This is a genomic window from Tardiphaga sp. vice304 (assembly GCF_007018905.1).
In the GTDB taxonomy this organism is placed as follows: domain Bacteria; phylum Pseudomonadota; class Alphaproteobacteria; order Rhizobiales; family Xanthobacteraceae; genus Tardiphaga.
In genome coordinates, this window is sequence record NZ_CP041402.1 from 5451896 (window position 1) to 5467121 (window position 15226).

Here is a 15226-nt window from a genome sequence, read left to right on the forward strand (position 1 = left end):
GTGAGCCCCATGGCGAAATCAGATCAGCCCACGACAATCAAGAAATACGCGAACCGCCGGCTCTATAATACCGGAACCAGTACGTATGTGACGCTTGAGGACCTTGCGACAATGGTGAAGGACGGCGAGGATTTCCTCGTCTACGACGCCAAGACCGGCGACGACATCACCCGCTCGGTGCTGGCCCAGATCATTTTCGAACAGGAAAACAAGGCTGGCCAGAGCCTGCTGCCGACCACCTTCCTGCGCCAGTTGATCCGCTTCTACGGCGACAGCATGCAGATGGTGGTGCCGAAATATCTCGAGCAGTCGATCGATTCGCTGACGCGCGAGCAGGAGAAATTCCGCAAGCAGCTCACCAATACGTTCAGCATGACGCCCTTCGCGCCGCTGGAAGAACATGTCCGTCGCAACATGGAAATGTTTCAGCAGACCTTCTCGATGTTCAAACCGTTTGTCCCGAATCGCGCCGGCATGCCGATGAGCGAGCCGGAAGCACCACAGGAGCCGGCGCCCGACGCCGGCAACATCGACGATCTGCGCCGCCAGATGAAGGATATGCAGGATCGCCTCGAGCGCATGTCGCACGAGGTGAAGCCGGAGCACAAATCGGAGTAGGTGAGCTGAGATAGCAGCCAGACTCACTTTCTTCCCTCTCCCCTTGTGGGAGAGGGTGGATCGAACCGCGAAGCGGTTCGATCCGGGTGAGGGGTAGCCTCAAACGCCGTCGCCCAGAGACCCCTCATCCGACGCCGACTTCGTCGGCGCCACCTTCTCCCACAAGGGGAGAAGGAAGAAGTAAGAGCTATCCCATCGCCGGTCGTGGCGCGGCGGTGTCGTCCAGCCAAGGGCGCTCCGGGGCGGCCAGCCCGATCAGTTTGCCCTGGATGTAGTCGCAGCCCCAGTCGCGCAGCAGATCGGCGGATATTTCGTCCTGCACCCATTCCGCCACCGTCTTGATGCCCAGCCTGCGGCTGAGATCGATCATGGTCTGCACGAAGGCTCGGTCATCGGCGGAGCGCGCGATGTTCTGCACGAAGGCGCCATCGATCTTCACGATATCGACGCCGAGCTTGCGCAGGTTGCGGAACGACGTGTAGCCGGCGCCGAAATCGTCGATGGCGATGCGACCGCCGAAATTCTTCACCCGGGTCACGAAGCCGCGGACGTCATCGAGATCCTGGATCGCCACCGTCTCGGTGATCTCGACGATCATCCGCTCGGCCACGCCGGGATGGGCGCGCATCATCGACTCGATCGAGGACCACCAGTCCGAATCCATCGTGGTATCGGGCGAAATGTTCAGGCTGAGCTGGACGTGCGGCGACGCCGACAGTTCTGCCATCACCAGTTCCAGCACGCGGTGATCGACCAGCCGGATCAGGCCGAGCTTCTCGGCCACCGGCACCACGTCCGGCGCCAGCAGCACCTCGCCGTCTTCCTGCCGCATCCTGACCAGGCATTCGTAGAACGCCGGATGGCGCGAGCCGGCATGCACCACCGGCTCGAACGCCACCACGATGCGGCGCTCGTTCAGCGCGGTGACGATCTCGTCGGTGACGCGGATGTTGACGCGGCGCTGCGCCTCGCGCTCGACATTGGGCCGCCACATCGCCGAACTGCCGTTGCGGCGGCGCTTGGCCATCTCCAGCGCTTCCTGCGCACGGTTGATCGCCTCGTCATTGGTGCGGGCATAGCGCGGCACCGCGATCGCGCCGATCGACGCCGTCACCGACACCGGGCCGGAACGGGTCAGGATCACGTCGCTGCGGATGACCTGCAGGAAACGTTCGGCCGCGACATTGGCCTCGTCGACGCTGCAATTCTTCAGGATCAGCCCGAACTTGTTGCCCGAAAACCGCCCCATCACATCGCCGCCGCGCAGCCGCACGCCGATCCGCTTCGCGATCTCGGCGATCACCTCGTCGGCGACGTCGAAGCCGAAGGCGTCATTGATCCGCGCCAGATGGTCGATGCCGACCAGCATGAAAACAAAGGAAGAGCGAAACCGGGAGCTCTCCTCGATGGCTTCGGCCAGCGCGATCAGCAGATTGGCGCGATTGAGCGCGCCGGTGACCGGATCATGCTGCGACAGCTTGAGCAGTTGCTCCTCGCGGGCGTGCCGCTCGTTGTTGATGCGGACGATGCCCTGCACGCGCAGCGTCTCGCCCGTGGCGCCGAGGCAGTACCCGGTTTCCTCGATCCACAGCACGGTGTCCGCGGTGCTGCCGCGGATGCCATATTCGATCCGGTAGCAGCCGCCCTGGTCCGGCGCCGCGCCCGCCTCGCGGGCGGCGATCGCCTGGCTGAGCGCCTCGGTCCGCACCGTGCGATGAGGCTCGATCAGCGCCGACAGGCCGGCGCCGGTCGCCAGCGCGGCGGCGGGCACGTCCCTGAAGATCGCCGCCGCCTGGTCGGTCCAGACGATCGTGTCGGTGGCGACATCCCAGACAAAGGCCGCCTGGCCGAGCGCGGCCAGAATATCATCGGGGCTTGGGGCGCCGCTGATCGGTAATGGGCCGGATATCACAGTCGCCTCATTGTGGGACGCCTTCGCGGGTTCGCGTCAGATTGTGACGGCGCGGATGCGTCGATTCTAGCGAAAGTTTCTGAACAATTCGAGAAAGGCCGGGTTTGCACGCCGAGTGGATGCCGGCCGGGCCGCATGCGCGCGCCGGCATGTGCCTTGCGAAGCAGCTCTCAAGGGGGACGTTCCTGTCCCGAATTGAAGCGGACGCTGATCGCTATGCGGATCGTTGGAATCAGTCGGATCAGCCAGACCCCGCCGCGATCGCGGCGCGATGGCACGGCTGTGCCTGAGGCGTCCGGCGCGATCATCGAGACGACAGCGCCGCGGCGAACCGCACCGCCAAGCTACAGCCTGTCGCGGCCGGACCCCTATTTCATCATCCAGCTGATTGCGACCGCCGAACAGAGCCCGCAAACCCGCAGCCTGCGCCGCGCCGAGGCGGCGGATGTGGACGCGGCCTATCGGGCCGTCGCAAACCGCCGAGCCGTGGCCGGCGTCACGCGCCGGATCTGCTGACGGTTCAGCGCGTCGTCGGGGGGATATCTTTGGACGGATGCGGGCCATTGCCGGGCTGCAGGTCGGGTGACGTGATCTGCGGCGAGGTGTGGGCGACGACTTCCGGAGGGATCGGCTCGGCATCCGGCCGCGGCGCGGACGTCGCATCCAGCCTGGGCTCGGTCCGCGGTTCGACCGCGGGCACCGGTGGCGGCGTCGAATTTTCCAGCAGTGCTGCTTCGGCGACCGACGTGGCCGGCGGAACCACAGCGGCCGGCGGCGGCATCACCGGAGCCGGCGGGACGGCGACCAGTTCGGACGGCTCGGAGCGCGGGGCCGGCGCGGGTCGCACCGGTTCGGCCGCCACAGCCACGCGTCGGGGGCGACGCGCCCGCAGCGAGATGCCGGCGAAGAAATCCACCATCGCAATCAGGGTAATCAGGAAGAAGGTCGAGTTGCCGAATTTCGGCAGCATGACAAATTCGGCGGCAGCGCCGCCGAACACCAAGAGCGACAGCAGGTGATCGGTGAAATATTTCGCCGCCGGACGCGCCGCGCGCATCACTTCCAGCAGCAACAGCAAGATGCCGAGCGCGACCAGCATGTCGTTCAGCGTCACCGTCCAGACGTCCTTCGACATCAGGGTGATCGAAAACAGCGGCACCGGCACGGACAGCGCCAGGTCGGGCATCAGGAAAACGATGATGTTGCAGATCGCCAGCGGAATCAGCAGCAGCGGAAACGCCATCTTGGGCCTTCTTTGCAAGCGAGAGAATCGGACGCGCCGTCCGGCGACGCCGATGCGTACTGGAATCCAGCGATTAGCTCCAGAGTTGGAGCGAATTCGGGCGGAAGTGCAGTTTTACTGAACCCGCCCGACGCTTCGACCCGCTTGTCCTGAACCTTGGCTCACCTCGAGAGCTGCGCCGCGGGGAGCGGCGCGCCTTCGGGCGGCGGTCAGGATTCTTTCTTGATCGTCAGAACCTGACGGCCCTTGTACATGCCGGTCTTCATGTCGAGGTGATGCGGGCGACGCAGTTCGCCGGAATCCTTGTCTTCCGCATAGGTCGGGGTCTTGAGCGCGTCAGCCGAACGGCGCATGCCACGCCGCGACGGCGATGTTTTTCTTCTGGGAACGGCCATGGGATGGTCCTTGCAGTGATGTCAGAGTGTTCGATCGGCATCCGCGGACGGACGGCCCGGCGCCGGGGCGCGGACAAAATCGTCGATAAGGCGGTGTCTATAACGGAACGGGGACGGAATGGCTAGGGCGGCGCGAGCGGAATTTCGGACCGCCTCTCACTGTCGTTCCGGGGCGCGAGCGCTCCAGCGCGAGCGAACCCGGAACCTCGACATGTTCAAACACTCCGGGATTCCGGGTTCGCGGTCGGCTGACGCCGCCCGCGCCCCGGAATGACAGCCTTAATCACCAGCATTTCTGCAATTCCGCCGCCTGCGCGCGGGCCTGATAGGTCGAGGCCAGGCGCCGGACGCCCGGACCCGGCGTCTTCGCACTGCGGGTGATCGGGTTCGGCAGCACCGCCGCCAGCAAGGCCGCGTCGCGCGCCGACAAATTGGTGGCCGATCGGCCGAAGGCGAATTTGGCGGCGGATTCGGCGCCGAATTGGCCGGACGGGCCCATTTCGGCGATGTTGAGGTAGATTTCCAGGATCCGCGCCTTGGTCAGCACCAGGTCGATCCACATCGCCAGCGGGATCTCCAGCCCCTTTCGAACCACGCTGCGGCCCGGCCACAGAAACAGGTTCTTGGCGACCTGCTGGGTGATGGTGGATCCGCCGCCGGATACCTCCCCGTCCTGCGCGTCCTCGATGGCGTTCTGCAGCGAATTCCAGTCGATCCCGTTATGTTTGCAGAAACTGGCGTCCTCGGAGGCCACCACGCTGCGCGGCAGCGCCGGCGACATCGCCGAAAGATCCACCCAGCTCCGCTCCACCGGCGATCCCGTCACGAAGCGCCATGCCATCAGCGCCGAGACGGGGTGGCCGAGGCTGTAGAGCGGCGTCAGCAGGTAAGGCAGCGCCAGCAGCAGCACGACGATCAGGATCAGGCGGCGAAGGATGCGCAAGGCGATGGTTTCCGGGTTGCTTCGGCTGCGCCGATAGAGCGGGGATTCCTCGGGCTTTTCAAGGCGGTTAAGCAAGCATGCGGGATATGCTGCGGGACGCCACCGCGGAATTGACGCCGCGCCTGCCATGGAGGATTGTCCCGCCGAATTGATCTGGAGCTATTCTGAAATGACGACCGGCGCCCCCACTGATTTCGCCACCCGCCTCGACCAGACCGCCGAAGACACCGAAGCCGTGCTGGCCCGACTGCTCGACGACACCCTGCTGCCGGACGAGATTGCGCGCCCGAAGCGGCTAATGGACGCGATGCGCTATTCCAGCCTCGGCGGCGGCAAGCGGCTGCGGCCGTTCCTGGTGGTGGAGAGTGCGGCGGTATTCGGCGTGCCGCGCGACGCGGCACTTCTGGTCGGCGCCGCGCTGGAATGCATCCACTGCTATTCGCTGATCCATGACGATCTCCCGGCGATGGACAACAGCGACCTGCGTCGCGGCCGTCCTACCCTGCACAAGGCCACCGACGACGCCACCGCGATCCTGGCCGGCGACGCGCTGCTGACGCTGGCCTTCGACATCATCACCCGCGACGAAATTCATAAAGACCCCACCGTCCGCCTGCTCTTGACCCGCGCGCTGGCACGCTGCGCCGGCCTCGGCGGCATGGTCGGGGGCCAGATGCTCGATCTCGCCGGCGAAGGCCGGTTCGGCGATACCGGGCCGGTCGATGTGGCCCGGGTGCAGCAGATGAAGACCGGCGCCCTGCTCCGCTTCGGCTGCATCGCCGGCGCCCTGCTCGGCCAGGCGACGCCCGACCAGTACAAGGCGCTCGATGATTACGGCCGCGCGCTCGGAGAAGCTTTCCAGATCGCCGACGACCTGCTCGACGTCGAGGGCGACGCCGCCTCCCTGGGCAAGCCGGCCGGGGCCGACGCAGCCCTCGGCAAGACCACGTTCGTGACGCAGCTCGGGCTCAAAGGCGCCAAGTCGCGGGTCGGCGACCTGATCGCCACCGCGGATGCCGCGCTGGCGGTGTTCGGCGCCCGCGGCGACGTGCTGCGCGCTGCCGCCCGCTTCGTCGCCGACCGCAAGAACTGAGCATGACAAAGCCGGGCCAAGAATTGGACCAGCTCGTCGCCCGCTTCGAAAAACTGCCGCGACCGCTGCGCATCGTGTACGCCCGGCCGCGCACCTTCGTCGCGATGGCGATCGGCGTCGTGGCCTTCTTCCTGCTGCCCGGCGAGCTGCGGCTGGTAACCCGGCTCTTGATTGGCTGGGACATTTTCGTCGCCGCCTATCTGGCGCTGGTGTTCGGCATGATGGCGCGCTGCGACCGCAGCAACATCCGCCGCAACGCCGTGCTGCAGGACGACGGCAGTATCATCATCCTGCTGGTGGCAGCCCTCGGCGCTTTCGCCAGCATCGCCGCCATCGTGTTCGAACTCGGCGCCGGCAAGCACGCGCCGCCGGCTCTCGCGCTGGCCGTGCACACCATCACGCTGTCATGGGCCGCGGTGCACACCACCTTCGCGCTGCATTACGCGCACGAATTCTACCGCGACGAAAAACCCGGCGGGCTGGCGTTTCCCACCGGCGACGACGATACACCCGACCATCCCGACTATTGGGATTTCGTGTATTTCGCCTTTGTCATCGGGATGACGGCACAGACCTCCGACGTCGGTATCACCGACAAGCCGATCCGCCGCATCGCCACGGCGCACGGCATCGTCTCGTTCATCTTCAACACCGCGTTGGTGGCGCTGATGGTCAACATCGCGGCGAGTGCGATCTGAGCTCTTTTCCTCTTTCTTACTTCCTTCTCCCCTTGTGGGAGAAGGTGGCCGCGCGATAGCGCGGTCGGATGAGGGGGTTCTTGGCGACTGAACTCGCGGCTCCCCCTCACCCGTCTCGACCGCCCGTGCGAAGCGAAGCTTCGCTAGAGCGGTCGATCCACCCTCTCCCACAAGGGGAGAGGGAAACAAGATCGCGCACCGCATTGACCTCGACGCCTTGACGGGCAAACTACACTTTTAGAGGACATTGCGTGGAAACCAAGTTCCCTATCTTCCTGGTACTGCTCGCCGTGCTCGCCGGCACCGCCTATCTCGCACGCCGCATCAACATGGCGCATGCAATCCTGGCGCTGCTGGCCGGCGGCGCGCTGGCCTTCGTGCCGTGCATGCCGGCGATCGAGCTGCCGCCCGAAGCGGTGCTGCTCGGCGTGCTGCCGCCGCTGATCTATTCGGCGTCGGTCGCGATGAGCTGGCGCGAGTTCCGCGCCAGCCTGCGACTGATCACGCTGCTCGCCGTCGGCTGCGTGATCTTCACCGCCTGCGCGGTGGCCACCGCGACGCATTTCCTGATCGGCCTGCCGTGGGGCGTGGGCTTCCTGCTCGGCGCCATCGTGGCGCCGCCGGACGTCGTGGCGCCCATTGCGGTGGCCAAGAAGCTCGGCCTGCCGCGGCGCATGCTGACGGTGCTGGAAGGCGAAGGCCTCGCCAACGACGCCACCACGCTGATCCTGTACCGCTTTGCCGTGGTCGCCATCACCACCGGCGCGTTCTCGCTGCCGGTCGCCGCAGGCACCTTCGCCGCCATCCTGACATGCGAATTTGCCTTTGGCCTTCTGATCGGATGGGCCAGCCTGCGGCTGCGCCACGCCGCGCGCGACCCGCAGGTCGAGATCACGCTATCGCTGCTGACGCCCTATGTCGCCTATCTGATCCCGGAGCATTTCGGCGGCTCCGGCATCATCGCCACCGTGGTCTGCGGCCTCTACATTTCGTGGAACGGCCCGCTGCTGATCTCGGCCGCGACCCGCCTGCAGGGCATCTTCTTCTGGGACCTCGTGGTCTACCTGATCGAGGGCATGCTGTTCCTGCTCACCGGTTTCCAGATGCGGCTATTGATCGAAAAGTCCAAGGCATTCGTCATCGGCGACATTCTGCTCGCGACCGCTCTGGTCGGCGTGGTGATCGTGATTGCGCGCTTTGCCTGGGTATATCCCGCGATCTACCTGCCGCGCTGGCTGAACCCGAAACTGCGCAAATCCGATCCGGCGCCGAACTGGAAGTGGACCTTCGTCGTGGCCTTCACCGGCGTGCGCGGCGCGGTGTCGCTGGCCGCGGCGCTGGCGCTGCCGTTCGCGCTGCCGTCCGGCGAAGGCTTTCCGTCACGCGACCTGATCCTGTTTGTCACCTTCAACATCATCCTGATCACGCTGGTCGGCTTCGGGCTCGGCCTGCCGGTCGTGGTGAAGCTGCTGGGCCTGGGCAAGGAGGGCCGCGACGAGCACATCGCCGAGCACGAGGCCGAACTCGAAGCCCGCCGCGAGGCGCTGAGCGCCGCACTCGCCTCGCTCGACGCCATGACCGACGATCGCGAACTGTCCGAGGAAGTCCTGAAGCTGTTGCGCAAGAGGCACGAGGTGCGCTCCGGGCAGTTGCCGGAGCAGCTCGATCCCGACGCGGACAATTCCGCGTTGGGGACCGATCTGGTGCGCGAACTGATCGCCGCCGAACGCAAGTTCATCCACATGCAACTGCGCGACGGCAAGATCACCGACGAAAGCCGCCGCCGGATCGAGCGCGATCTCGATCTGGAAGAGGCAGGACTGATCAACCGGGAATACCGACGGATGCCGATCTAGCGCTGGCACGCATATTACTGCGGTTTCAGCCTATGTTGTGTTAGCAACATAGGACCATACGACCCTGCCCTGGTCCGGAGACGGTCTTGTCACCGCCCGCACCACTCGCTTTCGACAATGGCGTCGCCGATCGGTCTGAAATGCTTGAAAGCGCGGGCGTAACTACGCTGACCGGCACCACTGCCGATCGGCTGACCACGGTGATGCTCGACGGCTGGACCGAGCGGCTGCGCCGGGTCGTTCCCTATGCCCAGGCACTGGTGATCTATCTCGGTTCGCGGCTGCTGGTGTTTTTCGGCGTGGTGTTCGGACGGACCTATGTTCCGCTGGGCAACGACACCTGGCTCGGTGGCGCCAGTTGGTATCACCGGCTGCTGCGCTGGGATTCGGAGTGGTACGGGCTGATCGCCCGCGAAGGCTACAAATACAACGGCGATCCCGGCCAGACCCAGACTGTGGTGTTCTATCCGCTTTATCCGATGCTGTCGCGATTTGTGGCCGGCGTGCTGCGCATCGAGATCTACGATGCGCTACTGCTGGTCGCCAACCTGGCGTCCGTCGCGGCCATCCTGATGTTGTTCAGGCTGATACGCGAACGGTTCGACGACCGCACCGCACTGACCACCGTGGCGATGATCTCGTTCTTTCCGTCGTCGATCTTCCTGTCTGCCGGCTATACCGAACCGCTGGCGCTGCTGCTGATGGTCTGTTTTTTCTACGCCGTCGGCCGCCAGCACTTCCTGGCGGCGGCGGTGCTGGCCGGGCTTGCCATCGCCACCCGATCCAGCGGCGTCGTGCTGTGTCCCGTGCTGCTGTTCGAACTGTGGCGCAGCCGGTCGCCGCGCCGGTTCCTCATCGAGGCCGTGCCGCTGGCGATCATCGCGACTTCCGGCCTGTGGCTTTACATGGCCTATCTGAGCGCCACATTCGGTAACCCGATGGCATTTTCAGACGGACAGGCGGCGTTTCACGAGAACACGTCGATGCTGACGCGCATCGTGTCGGCGCTGCTGCTGGAGCCGCTGCGCAACATCAATCTCGCCGACATGAGCCCCGCCGGGCTCGACCAGTGGTTCACGCTGATCTTTATCGGACTGATCGTGCGCGCTTGGTTCGCCGGGATCGGCCGCGGCATGGCGCTGTTCGCCAGCCTGCTGCTGTTGCTGCCCTATCTGACCCTGAGCGGCGGTCCCGCCGGCTTCACCTCGATGGCCCGCTTCAACATCGTCTCGTTTCCGCTGTTCCTGACGCTGACCCTGTTGAGCAACCGCTGGCGCTGGGCTGCGCCGGCGATGGTCGGCGTGTTCGGCGGCCTGCTGCTGGTCTACGCGGCTTTGTTCTCGCAATGGCAGTGGGTCGGGTGATCCAAAACCAGATGCGGAATTCCGGGAGATTTGGTAATATCCCGGCATGACAAATGAAGCACTGGCAGAGCTGATAGCGCGGGTTTCGACCTGGTCGGAAGAGGCCAAGGAAGAGCTCGCCCAGTCGATTGTCGAGATCGAAACCCGGCATGCCGAGGATTACGAATTGACGGATGAAGATCGAGCGGCCATCGAACGTGGCCAGGCTGACATCCGCGCTGGGCGGATCGTCAGCGACGAAGAAGTCACAGCGTTGTTCAATCGATATTTCCCGTGAAGCTGCGGTGGTCGGACACCGCGAGACGAGAACTTGAGCAAATCTTCGCATTTGTCAGGGAGCGAAGTCCGGCGTCGGCCAGATCCGTTGCCCAGCGCATTCTTCATCGAGCCCGATTTTTGCGTGAGTTTCCGTTTTCAGGCAAAGAGTCGCAGGTTGCCGGCGTGCGTCGACTTTTCGTCGTTAATTACCCCTACGTGATCCTTTACGAGATCCACCAATCGGATGACGAAGTGCTAATCGTCAGCGTGCGGCACACGGCCCGCAAGCAACCGCCGGCAGAAGACTAACCTCCGCCGGCGCTCCGAGTTACTCCGCCGCGTCCGCGCCGACCTGTGCCGGCAATGCCGCGCCCGAGCCGTAGCGGTGGTCGATATAGTCGATCACCATCGCCTTGAAGTCGGCGGCGATGTTGGGCCCGCGCAGCGTGCGGAATTTCTTGCCATCGACGAACACCGGCGCGGCCGGAGTTTCGCCGGTGCCCGGCAGCGAGATGCCGATGTCGGCGTGCTTGGATTCGCCGGGGCCGTTGACGATGCAGCCCATGATCGCGACGTTCAGCGCTTCGACGCCCGGATAGGTGGTCTTCCAGCCCGGCATCTCGACGCGGATGAAGTCCTGGATCGAGCGCGCCAGTTCCTGGAACGTGGTCGACGTGGTGCGACCGCAGCCGGGGCACGCCGCGACCAGCGGCACGAAGGTGCGGAAACCCATGGTTTGCAGCAGTTCCTGCGCGACCTGGACTTCCAGCGTGCGGTCGCCGCCGGGCTCCGGCGTCAACGAAATACGGATGGTGTCGCCAATGCCCTGCTGCAGCAGGATGCCGAGCGCCGCGCTGGATGCGACGATGCCCTTCGAGCCCATGCCGGCCTCGGTGAGTCCGAGATGGATCGCGTAGTCGGAGCGTTCCGCCAGCGTCTGGTACACCGCGATCAGGTCCTGCACGGCAGAAACCTTGGCCGACAGGATCATGCGGTTCTTCGGCAGGCCGATTTCCTCGGCGCGCGCGGCGGACAGCAAAGCCGACTGCACCATCGCCTCGCGGGTCACGGCGCGAACGTCCTTCGGCTCGGCCAGCAGCGCGTTCTCGTCCATCAGCTTGGTCAGCAGTTCCTGATCGAGCGAGCCCCAATTGGCGCCGATCCGGATCGTCTTGTCGTACTTCAGCGCCATCTCGACGATGTCGGTGAACTGGGTGTCGCGCTTCGCCTTGAAGCCGACATTGCCCGGATTGATGCGGTACTTGTCGAGCGCCTCGGCGCAGGCCGGGTGGTCGGCCAGCAGCTTGTGGCCGATGTAGTGGAAATCGCCGATCAGCGGCGTGGTGATGCCGCGCTTGCGCAGCTCGTCGCGGATATGCGGCACGGCGGCCGCCGCCTCATCGCGGTCGACGGTGATGCGGACCATTTCCGAACCGGCGCGCGAAAGGGCTGCGACCTGTTCGATGGTGCCCTGGATGTCGGCGGTGTCGGTGTTGGTCATCGACTGCACGACGATCGGGGCGCCGCCGCCGACGGCGACGTTGCCGACCATGACCTGGGTGCTGCGATGCCGGGCCATCGGGCCGGCGACATCTCTCTGCGGCGGTTTTTCAAGCATGTTCATGGGGTCTCGAATATCAGGTTTTGGTGACATTCAGCAATGGATCAATGGTCACCGTGTCGTGCACCGGCCCTGAAATAGCCAGTCGGGGCACTGAGGTTAAGGGGGTATAGCGGTAAAAGCTGACAATTTGCTGACGACGCGGCGGATATCGGCACATCGGGCGCACCGCGCCGGCACATTGAAATCGAAAAAATACTCTTACAGAACAGTTGCTTAAATGCCGGTAAGAGCGCGTCGAATATCTAAACCGCCCGCGCTGCCGGCTTGTTCACCAGATACAGCCCCACGATCACCAGCACCGCCGCGACCCCGAAGGCCGGGGTCAGCGGGTCGTGCAGGATCAGATAGCCGCCGGCGACGCCGATCAAAGGGGTGATGAAGGTGAAGGCCGACAATTTGCTGGCGGAATAGACCCGGACCAGGCTGAACCAGATCATGAACGTCATGCCGACCACCCAGATCGCCTGAAACGCCATCAAGGACAGCGTCAGCGTCCCGGGCATGCGGGGGATGGTCTCGCCGGCCAGCCAGGCGGCGAGACCGAGAACCGGGATCGAGATCGCCACCTGATATCCCAGTGCTTTTTCCGGCGGGCAGCGGCCGAGCCGGGTCGCCTTCACGCACAAGGTGGTGGCCGCCCACAGCGCCGCGCCGGCCACCACCATCAGGTCGCCCATCAGCACCTGCGCATCGACATTGGGCTGCGGCACGCCGATCGCAAACGCCACGCCGGTAAAGCTGACCGCGAGCCCGGCCCATTGCACGGCGCGCAGCCGCTCGCCCAGGAACGGATAGGCCCCCGCCGCCACGAAGAACGGCGCGGTGTACAGGAACACCGAGGCGCGGCTGGCCGAGGTATATTGCAGGCCGTGGAAGATCAGCACGAATTCGACGCCGAACATCAGCCCGCACAGCAGCCCGGCCGGCAGCGAGCCGTCGCGCTCGAACAATTTGGTACCGCGGACGGCGGCAATCAGCAGGATTACCACCAGCGCGCCGGACGAGCGGATCATCGCCTGCAGATAGGGCGGGATTTCGGGGAGCACCAGCTTGATGGCGATCTGGTTGAAGCCCCAGGTCAGGCACAGCATCAGCATCAGAGCGACCGCGCCGATGGTCAGCGAACGCCCGCCGGGCGGGACCTTATCGGGCGTGACGGACATGGTGCCTCGTGCCGGCTTGTCGCCGTGTTGTCGTTGTCGGGGTAGCTAGCTGGCGTGGCAATGCGCGCAGGTGCCGGTGATTTCCACCACCGACAGTTTCGGCACGAAGCCGGTGGTGCGGGCGGCGTCGTTGAGGCTCTGCGCCACGCGGGTGGCCGGCACCTCGCCGACCGAGCCGCAACGGTCGCAGATCAAAAACGCCACCATCGAGGCCTCGCCATGGTCGTGGGCGCAGGCCAGGAAGGCGTTGCGGCTCTCGATGCGGTGGACGAGGCCGTTCTCCATCAGGAAATCCAGCGCCCGGTACACCGTGATCGGCGCCGGACGCGCGGTCACCTTGGCAAGTTCGTCGATCACCTCATAGGCGCCGAGCGGCCGGTGACTGGCCAGCAGGGCCTCCAGCACGGCGCGGCGGATCGGGGTGAATTTCTGCGACCGGCCGGCACATACCGTTTCGGCATGCCGGATCGCGTCGGCCGTACAGCGGTCGTGGTCATGGCCGGGGTGCGGAAAGCTCGGCTTCGCCACGGATTTCGATTTCAAGGCGGTCATACCGATAATGTAATGCGTCGGGCGCCGCTTGGCTCGCTTTTTAGACGTCGCGGCACAAGTTTCTTGGGCCGGCGGCCATGCCGGGTGCGCAGAGCCGTTCGCCCGGCGCGACATGAGGAATGGCTTTTCCACTCATGCCGGAACCGCGAATGGAATGGGTCCGACCTCTCTGCGCCCTTTGCGAGGAGAGGTCAGGAACCTACACGTCGAAAAACACCGTCTCGTTGTCGCCCTGCAGATGGACGTCGAAGCGATAGACGCCCGGTGCGGTCTTTTTCGCGATCAGCGTGACGCGGCGATCTTCCGGCACCAGCGCCATCACGCCGTCGGTGGCATTGGCCGGCTCGTCGTCGAAATAGATCCGCGTCATGCTCTGCATCGTCATGCCGCGGCCGAACACCGCCAGCACGATATGCAGCGCCTGCGGTTTCCCGTCCAGGCCAGGCACGGCACCGGGCTTGATCGTCTCGAACGAAAAGCCTTCGGTCCCGGTGCCGCAGCGGCCAAAACCCTTGAAGCTGGCATTGGACAGCGCGCGGGAATCCTGCGGGTCCGAGAACCGGCCCTGCGCGTCGGCCTGCCAGATTTCCAGCATGGCGTCGGGCACATTCACGCCGTCGCCATCATAGACGAAGCCTTCGATCCGGATGCGGTCGCCGGTGACGTCGGCCGTCAGCAAATTATTGGTAAAGGCGTCGTTCCAGGCGTAGTTGCCATTGGGCGTCAGGCCATAGGCGAAGAACGGGCCAACGGTTTGCGAGGAGGTTAGACCTGACATCAGTGATTATCCAGCGGCGTGGCGTTGCGCCCGCGCAAAACGATGTTGAAGCGATAGGCCAGCGCCCAGCCGGGCTCGGTCTTGTCGAGATCGAAATCCGACACCATGCGGTTGCGGGCGCGCTCGTCGGTGACCGAATTGAAGATCGGGTCATACGGGAACAAGGGATCGTTGGGGAAGTACATCTGCGTAACCAGCCTTGAGATAAAGGCGTGGCCGAACACCGAGAAGTGGATATGGGCAGGACGCCAGGCGTTGGGGTGGTTGCCCCACGGATAGGCGCCGGGCTTCATGGTGATGAATTTGTAGTTGCCTTCGGCGTCCGTCACGGTGCGCCCGGCGCCGGTGAAGTTCGGATCGAGCGGCGCAGGGTGCTGATCCCAGACGTGGACGTAACGGCCGCAGGCATTGGCCTGCCACAATTCGACCAGCACGTTCGGCTGGCCGCGACCGTCCTCGTCCTGCACTTGGCCATGCACGATGACGCGCTCGCCGATCGGCTCGCCGGTGTGCATCGTGGTCAGGTCGTGATCGCCGGGGCGCACGGTCTCGTGGCCGTACACCGGGCCGGTCAGCTCCGAGATCGTCTGCGGCATCAGGATGCGCGCCTTCTGCGGCGCGCGCTTGATGGTGCTCTTGTAGCCGGGCGACAGGCGCGGTGCGTGCGCTTCGTTGCTCTCGACGGGATAGATTAGCGTCATGCTTCCTCCGGGACGGTGCCCTCATGGT

General features: G+C 64.9%; 17 protein-coding genes. 8 read left to right on the forward strand and 9 right to left on the reverse strand.

The features are described from left to right. Positions 1-9: 9 nt before the first annotated feature. Entirely contained in the window at positions 10-618 is a 609-nt protein-coding gene (gene phaR, locus FNL56_RS25995) for a polyhydroxyalkanoate synthesis repressor PhaR (protein ID WP_143575694.1), read from the forward strand. Between the two features lie 187 nt (positions 619-805). On the opposite strand, the gene FNL56_RS26000 is transcribed toward phaR, so the two are convergent. Beyond that, complete coding sequence (locus tag FNL56_RS26000; RefSeq protein WP_143582454.1) at positions 806-2530, reverse strand: bifunctional diguanylate cyclase/phosphodiesterase; 1725 nt, start codon at positions 2528-2530, stop codon at positions 806-808. A 195-nt stretch (positions 2531-2725) separates the two neighbouring features. Here FNL56_RS26000 and FNL56_RS26005 point away from each other — a divergent pair, with 195 nt between their 5' ends. Then, positions 2726-3046, forward strand: a complete 321-nt coding sequence (locus FNL56_RS26005) for a hypothetical protein (protein ID WP_143575696.1) — start codon at positions 2726-2728, stop codon at positions 3044-3046. Positions 3047-3050: 4 nt separating this feature from the next. On the opposite strand, the gene FNL56_RS26010 is transcribed toward FNL56_RS26005, so the two are convergent. From FNL56_RS26010 to mtgA, 3 genes are all read right to left on the reverse strand, one after another. Continuing rightward, positions 3051-3773, reverse strand: a complete 723-nt coding sequence (locus tag FNL56_RS26010) for a hypothetical protein (RefSeq protein WP_143575697.1) — start codon at positions 3771-3773, stop codon at positions 3051-3053. Between the two features lie 209 nt (positions 3774-3982). Continuing rightward, a complete protein-coding gene (gene rpmF, locus FNL56_RS26015) occupies positions 3983-4168 on the reverse strand; it encodes a 50S ribosomal protein L32 (protein WP_143575698.1) in 186 nt (61 codons plus the stop codon). A gap of 283 nt (positions 4169-4451) precedes the next feature. Further along, positions 4452-5111 (reverse strand): monofunctional biosynthetic peptidoglycan transglycosylase, encoded by a 660-nt coding sequence (mtgA, locus tag FNL56_RS26020; RefSeq protein ID WP_143575699.1) that lies wholly within the window; start codon positions 5109-5111, stop codon positions 4452-4454. Between the two features lie 169 nt (positions 5112-5280). Between mtgA and FNL56_RS26025 the strand changes: the two genes are divergently transcribed. From FNL56_RS26025 to FNL56_RS28905, 6 genes are all read left to right on the forward strand, one after another. Beyond that, on the forward strand, positions 5281-6204 hold the full coding sequence (locus FNL56_RS26025) for a polyprenyl synthetase family protein (protein ID WP_143575700.1): 924 nt from the start codon (positions 5281-5283) through the stop codon (positions 6202-6204). Between the two features lie 2 nt (positions 6205-6206). Next, positions 6207-6902, forward strand: coding sequence for a DUF1345 domain-containing protein (locus FNL56_RS26030; protein ID WP_143575701.1), 696 nt, complete (start codon positions 6207-6209; stop codon positions 6900-6902). Positions 6903-7153: 251 nt separating this feature from the next. Continuing rightward, positions 7154-8758: a Na+/H+ antiporter gene (locus FNL56_RS26035; protein ID WP_143575702.1), complete on the forward strand. Its 1605-nt coding sequence runs from the start codon at positions 7154-7156 to the stop codon at positions 8756-8758. A gap of 86 nt (positions 8759-8844) precedes the next feature. After that, a complete protein-coding gene (locus tag FNL56_RS26040) occupies positions 8845-10122 on the forward strand; it encodes a mannosyltransferase family protein (protein WP_143575703.1) in 1278 nt (425 codons plus the stop codon). A gap of 46 nt (positions 10123-10168) precedes the next feature. Then, positions 10169-10399 carry a hypothetical protein gene (locus tag FNL56_RS26045; protein ID WP_143575704.1) on the forward strand — a complete coding sequence of 77 codons (231 nt, stop codon included), beginning with the start codon at positions 10169-10171 and terminating at the stop codon, positions 10397-10399. Beyond that, positions 10396-10689 (forward strand): type II toxin-antitoxin system RelE/ParE family toxin, encoded by a 294-nt coding sequence (locus FNL56_RS28905; RefSeq protein WP_168203032.1) that lies wholly within the window; start codon positions 10396-10398, stop codon positions 10687-10689. Before FNL56_RS26045 ends, FNL56_RS28905 begins: the two co-directional genes overlap by 4 nt. Before the next feature lie 19 nt (positions 10690-10708). Here FNL56_RS28905 and ispG read toward each other — a convergent pair whose 3' ends face one another. From ispG to pcaH, 5 genes are all read right to left on the reverse strand, one after another. Continuing rightward, positions 10709-12004, reverse strand: coding sequence for a flavodoxin-dependent (E)-4-hydroxy-3-methylbut-2-enyl-diphosphate synthase (gene ispG, locus FNL56_RS26055; protein ID WP_143575705.1), 1296 nt, complete (start codon positions 12002-12004; stop codon positions 10709-10711). Between the two features lie 242 nt (positions 12005-12246). Then, positions 12247-13101, reverse strand: coding sequence for a DMT family transporter (locus FNL56_RS26060; RefSeq protein ID WP_441351316.1), 855 nt, complete (start codon positions 13099-13101; stop codon positions 12247-12249). A gap of 111 nt (positions 13102-13212) precedes the next feature. Further along, positions 13213-13710: a Fur family transcriptional regulator gene (locus FNL56_RS26065; protein ID WP_441351254.1), complete on the reverse strand. Its 498-nt coding sequence runs from the start codon at positions 13708-13710 to the stop codon at positions 13213-13215. A 208-nt stretch (positions 13711-13918) separates the two neighbouring features. Continuing rightward, positions 13919-14497, reverse strand: coding sequence for a protocatechuate 3,4-dioxygenase subunit alpha (gene pcaG / locus FNL56_RS26070; protein WP_143578419.1), 579 nt, complete (start codon positions 14495-14497; stop codon positions 13919-13921). Then, positions 14497-15198 carry a protocatechuate 3,4-dioxygenase subunit beta gene (pcaH, locus tag FNL56_RS26075; protein WP_143582455.1) on the reverse strand — a complete coding sequence of 234 codons (702 nt, stop codon included), beginning with the start codon at positions 15196-15198 and terminating at the stop codon, positions 14497-14499. The genes pcaG and pcaH overlap by 1 nt, the downstream gene beginning before the upstream one ends. Positions 15199-15226: the final 28 nt, after the last annotated feature.

Coding starts and splice junctions, on each gene's coding strand:
- phaR (WP_143575694.1), top strand. CDS start 10: ATGGCGAAATCAGATCAGCCCACGACAATCAAGAAATACGCGAACCGC.
- FNL56_RS26010 (WP_143575697.1), bottom strand. CDS start 3,773: ATGGCGTTTCCGCTGCTGCTGATTCCGCTGGCGATCTGCAACATCATC.
- rpmF (WP_143575698.1), bottom strand. CDS start 4,168: ATGGCCGTTCCCAGAAGAAAAACATCGCCGTCGCGGCGTGGCATGCGC.
- FNL56_RS26025 (WP_143575700.1), top strand. CDS start 5,281: ATGACGACCGGCGCCCCCACTGATTTCGCCACCCGCCTCGACCAGACC.
- FNL56_RS26030 (WP_143575701.1), top strand. CDS start 6,207: ATGACAAAGCCGGGCCAAGAATTGGACCAGCTCGTCGCCCGCTTCGAA.
- FNL56_RS26045 (WP_143575704.1), top strand. CDS start 10,169: ATGACAAATGAAGCACTGGCAGAGCTGATAGCGCGGGTTTCGACCTGG.
- ispG (WP_143575705.1), bottom strand. CDS start 12,004: ATGAACATGCTTGAAAAACCGCCGCAGAGAGATGTCGCCGGCCCGATG.
- FNL56_RS26060 (WP_441351316.1), bottom strand. CDS start 13,101: ATGCTGATGCTGTGCCTGACCTGGGGCTTCAACCAGATCGCCATCAAG.
- pcaG (WP_143578419.1), bottom strand. CDS start 14,497: ATGTCAGGTCTAACCTCCTCGCAAACCGTTGGCCCGTTCTTCGCCTAT.
- pcaH (WP_143582455.1), bottom strand. CDS start 15,198: ATGACGCTAATCTATCCCGTCGAGAGCAACGAAGCGCACGCACCGCGC.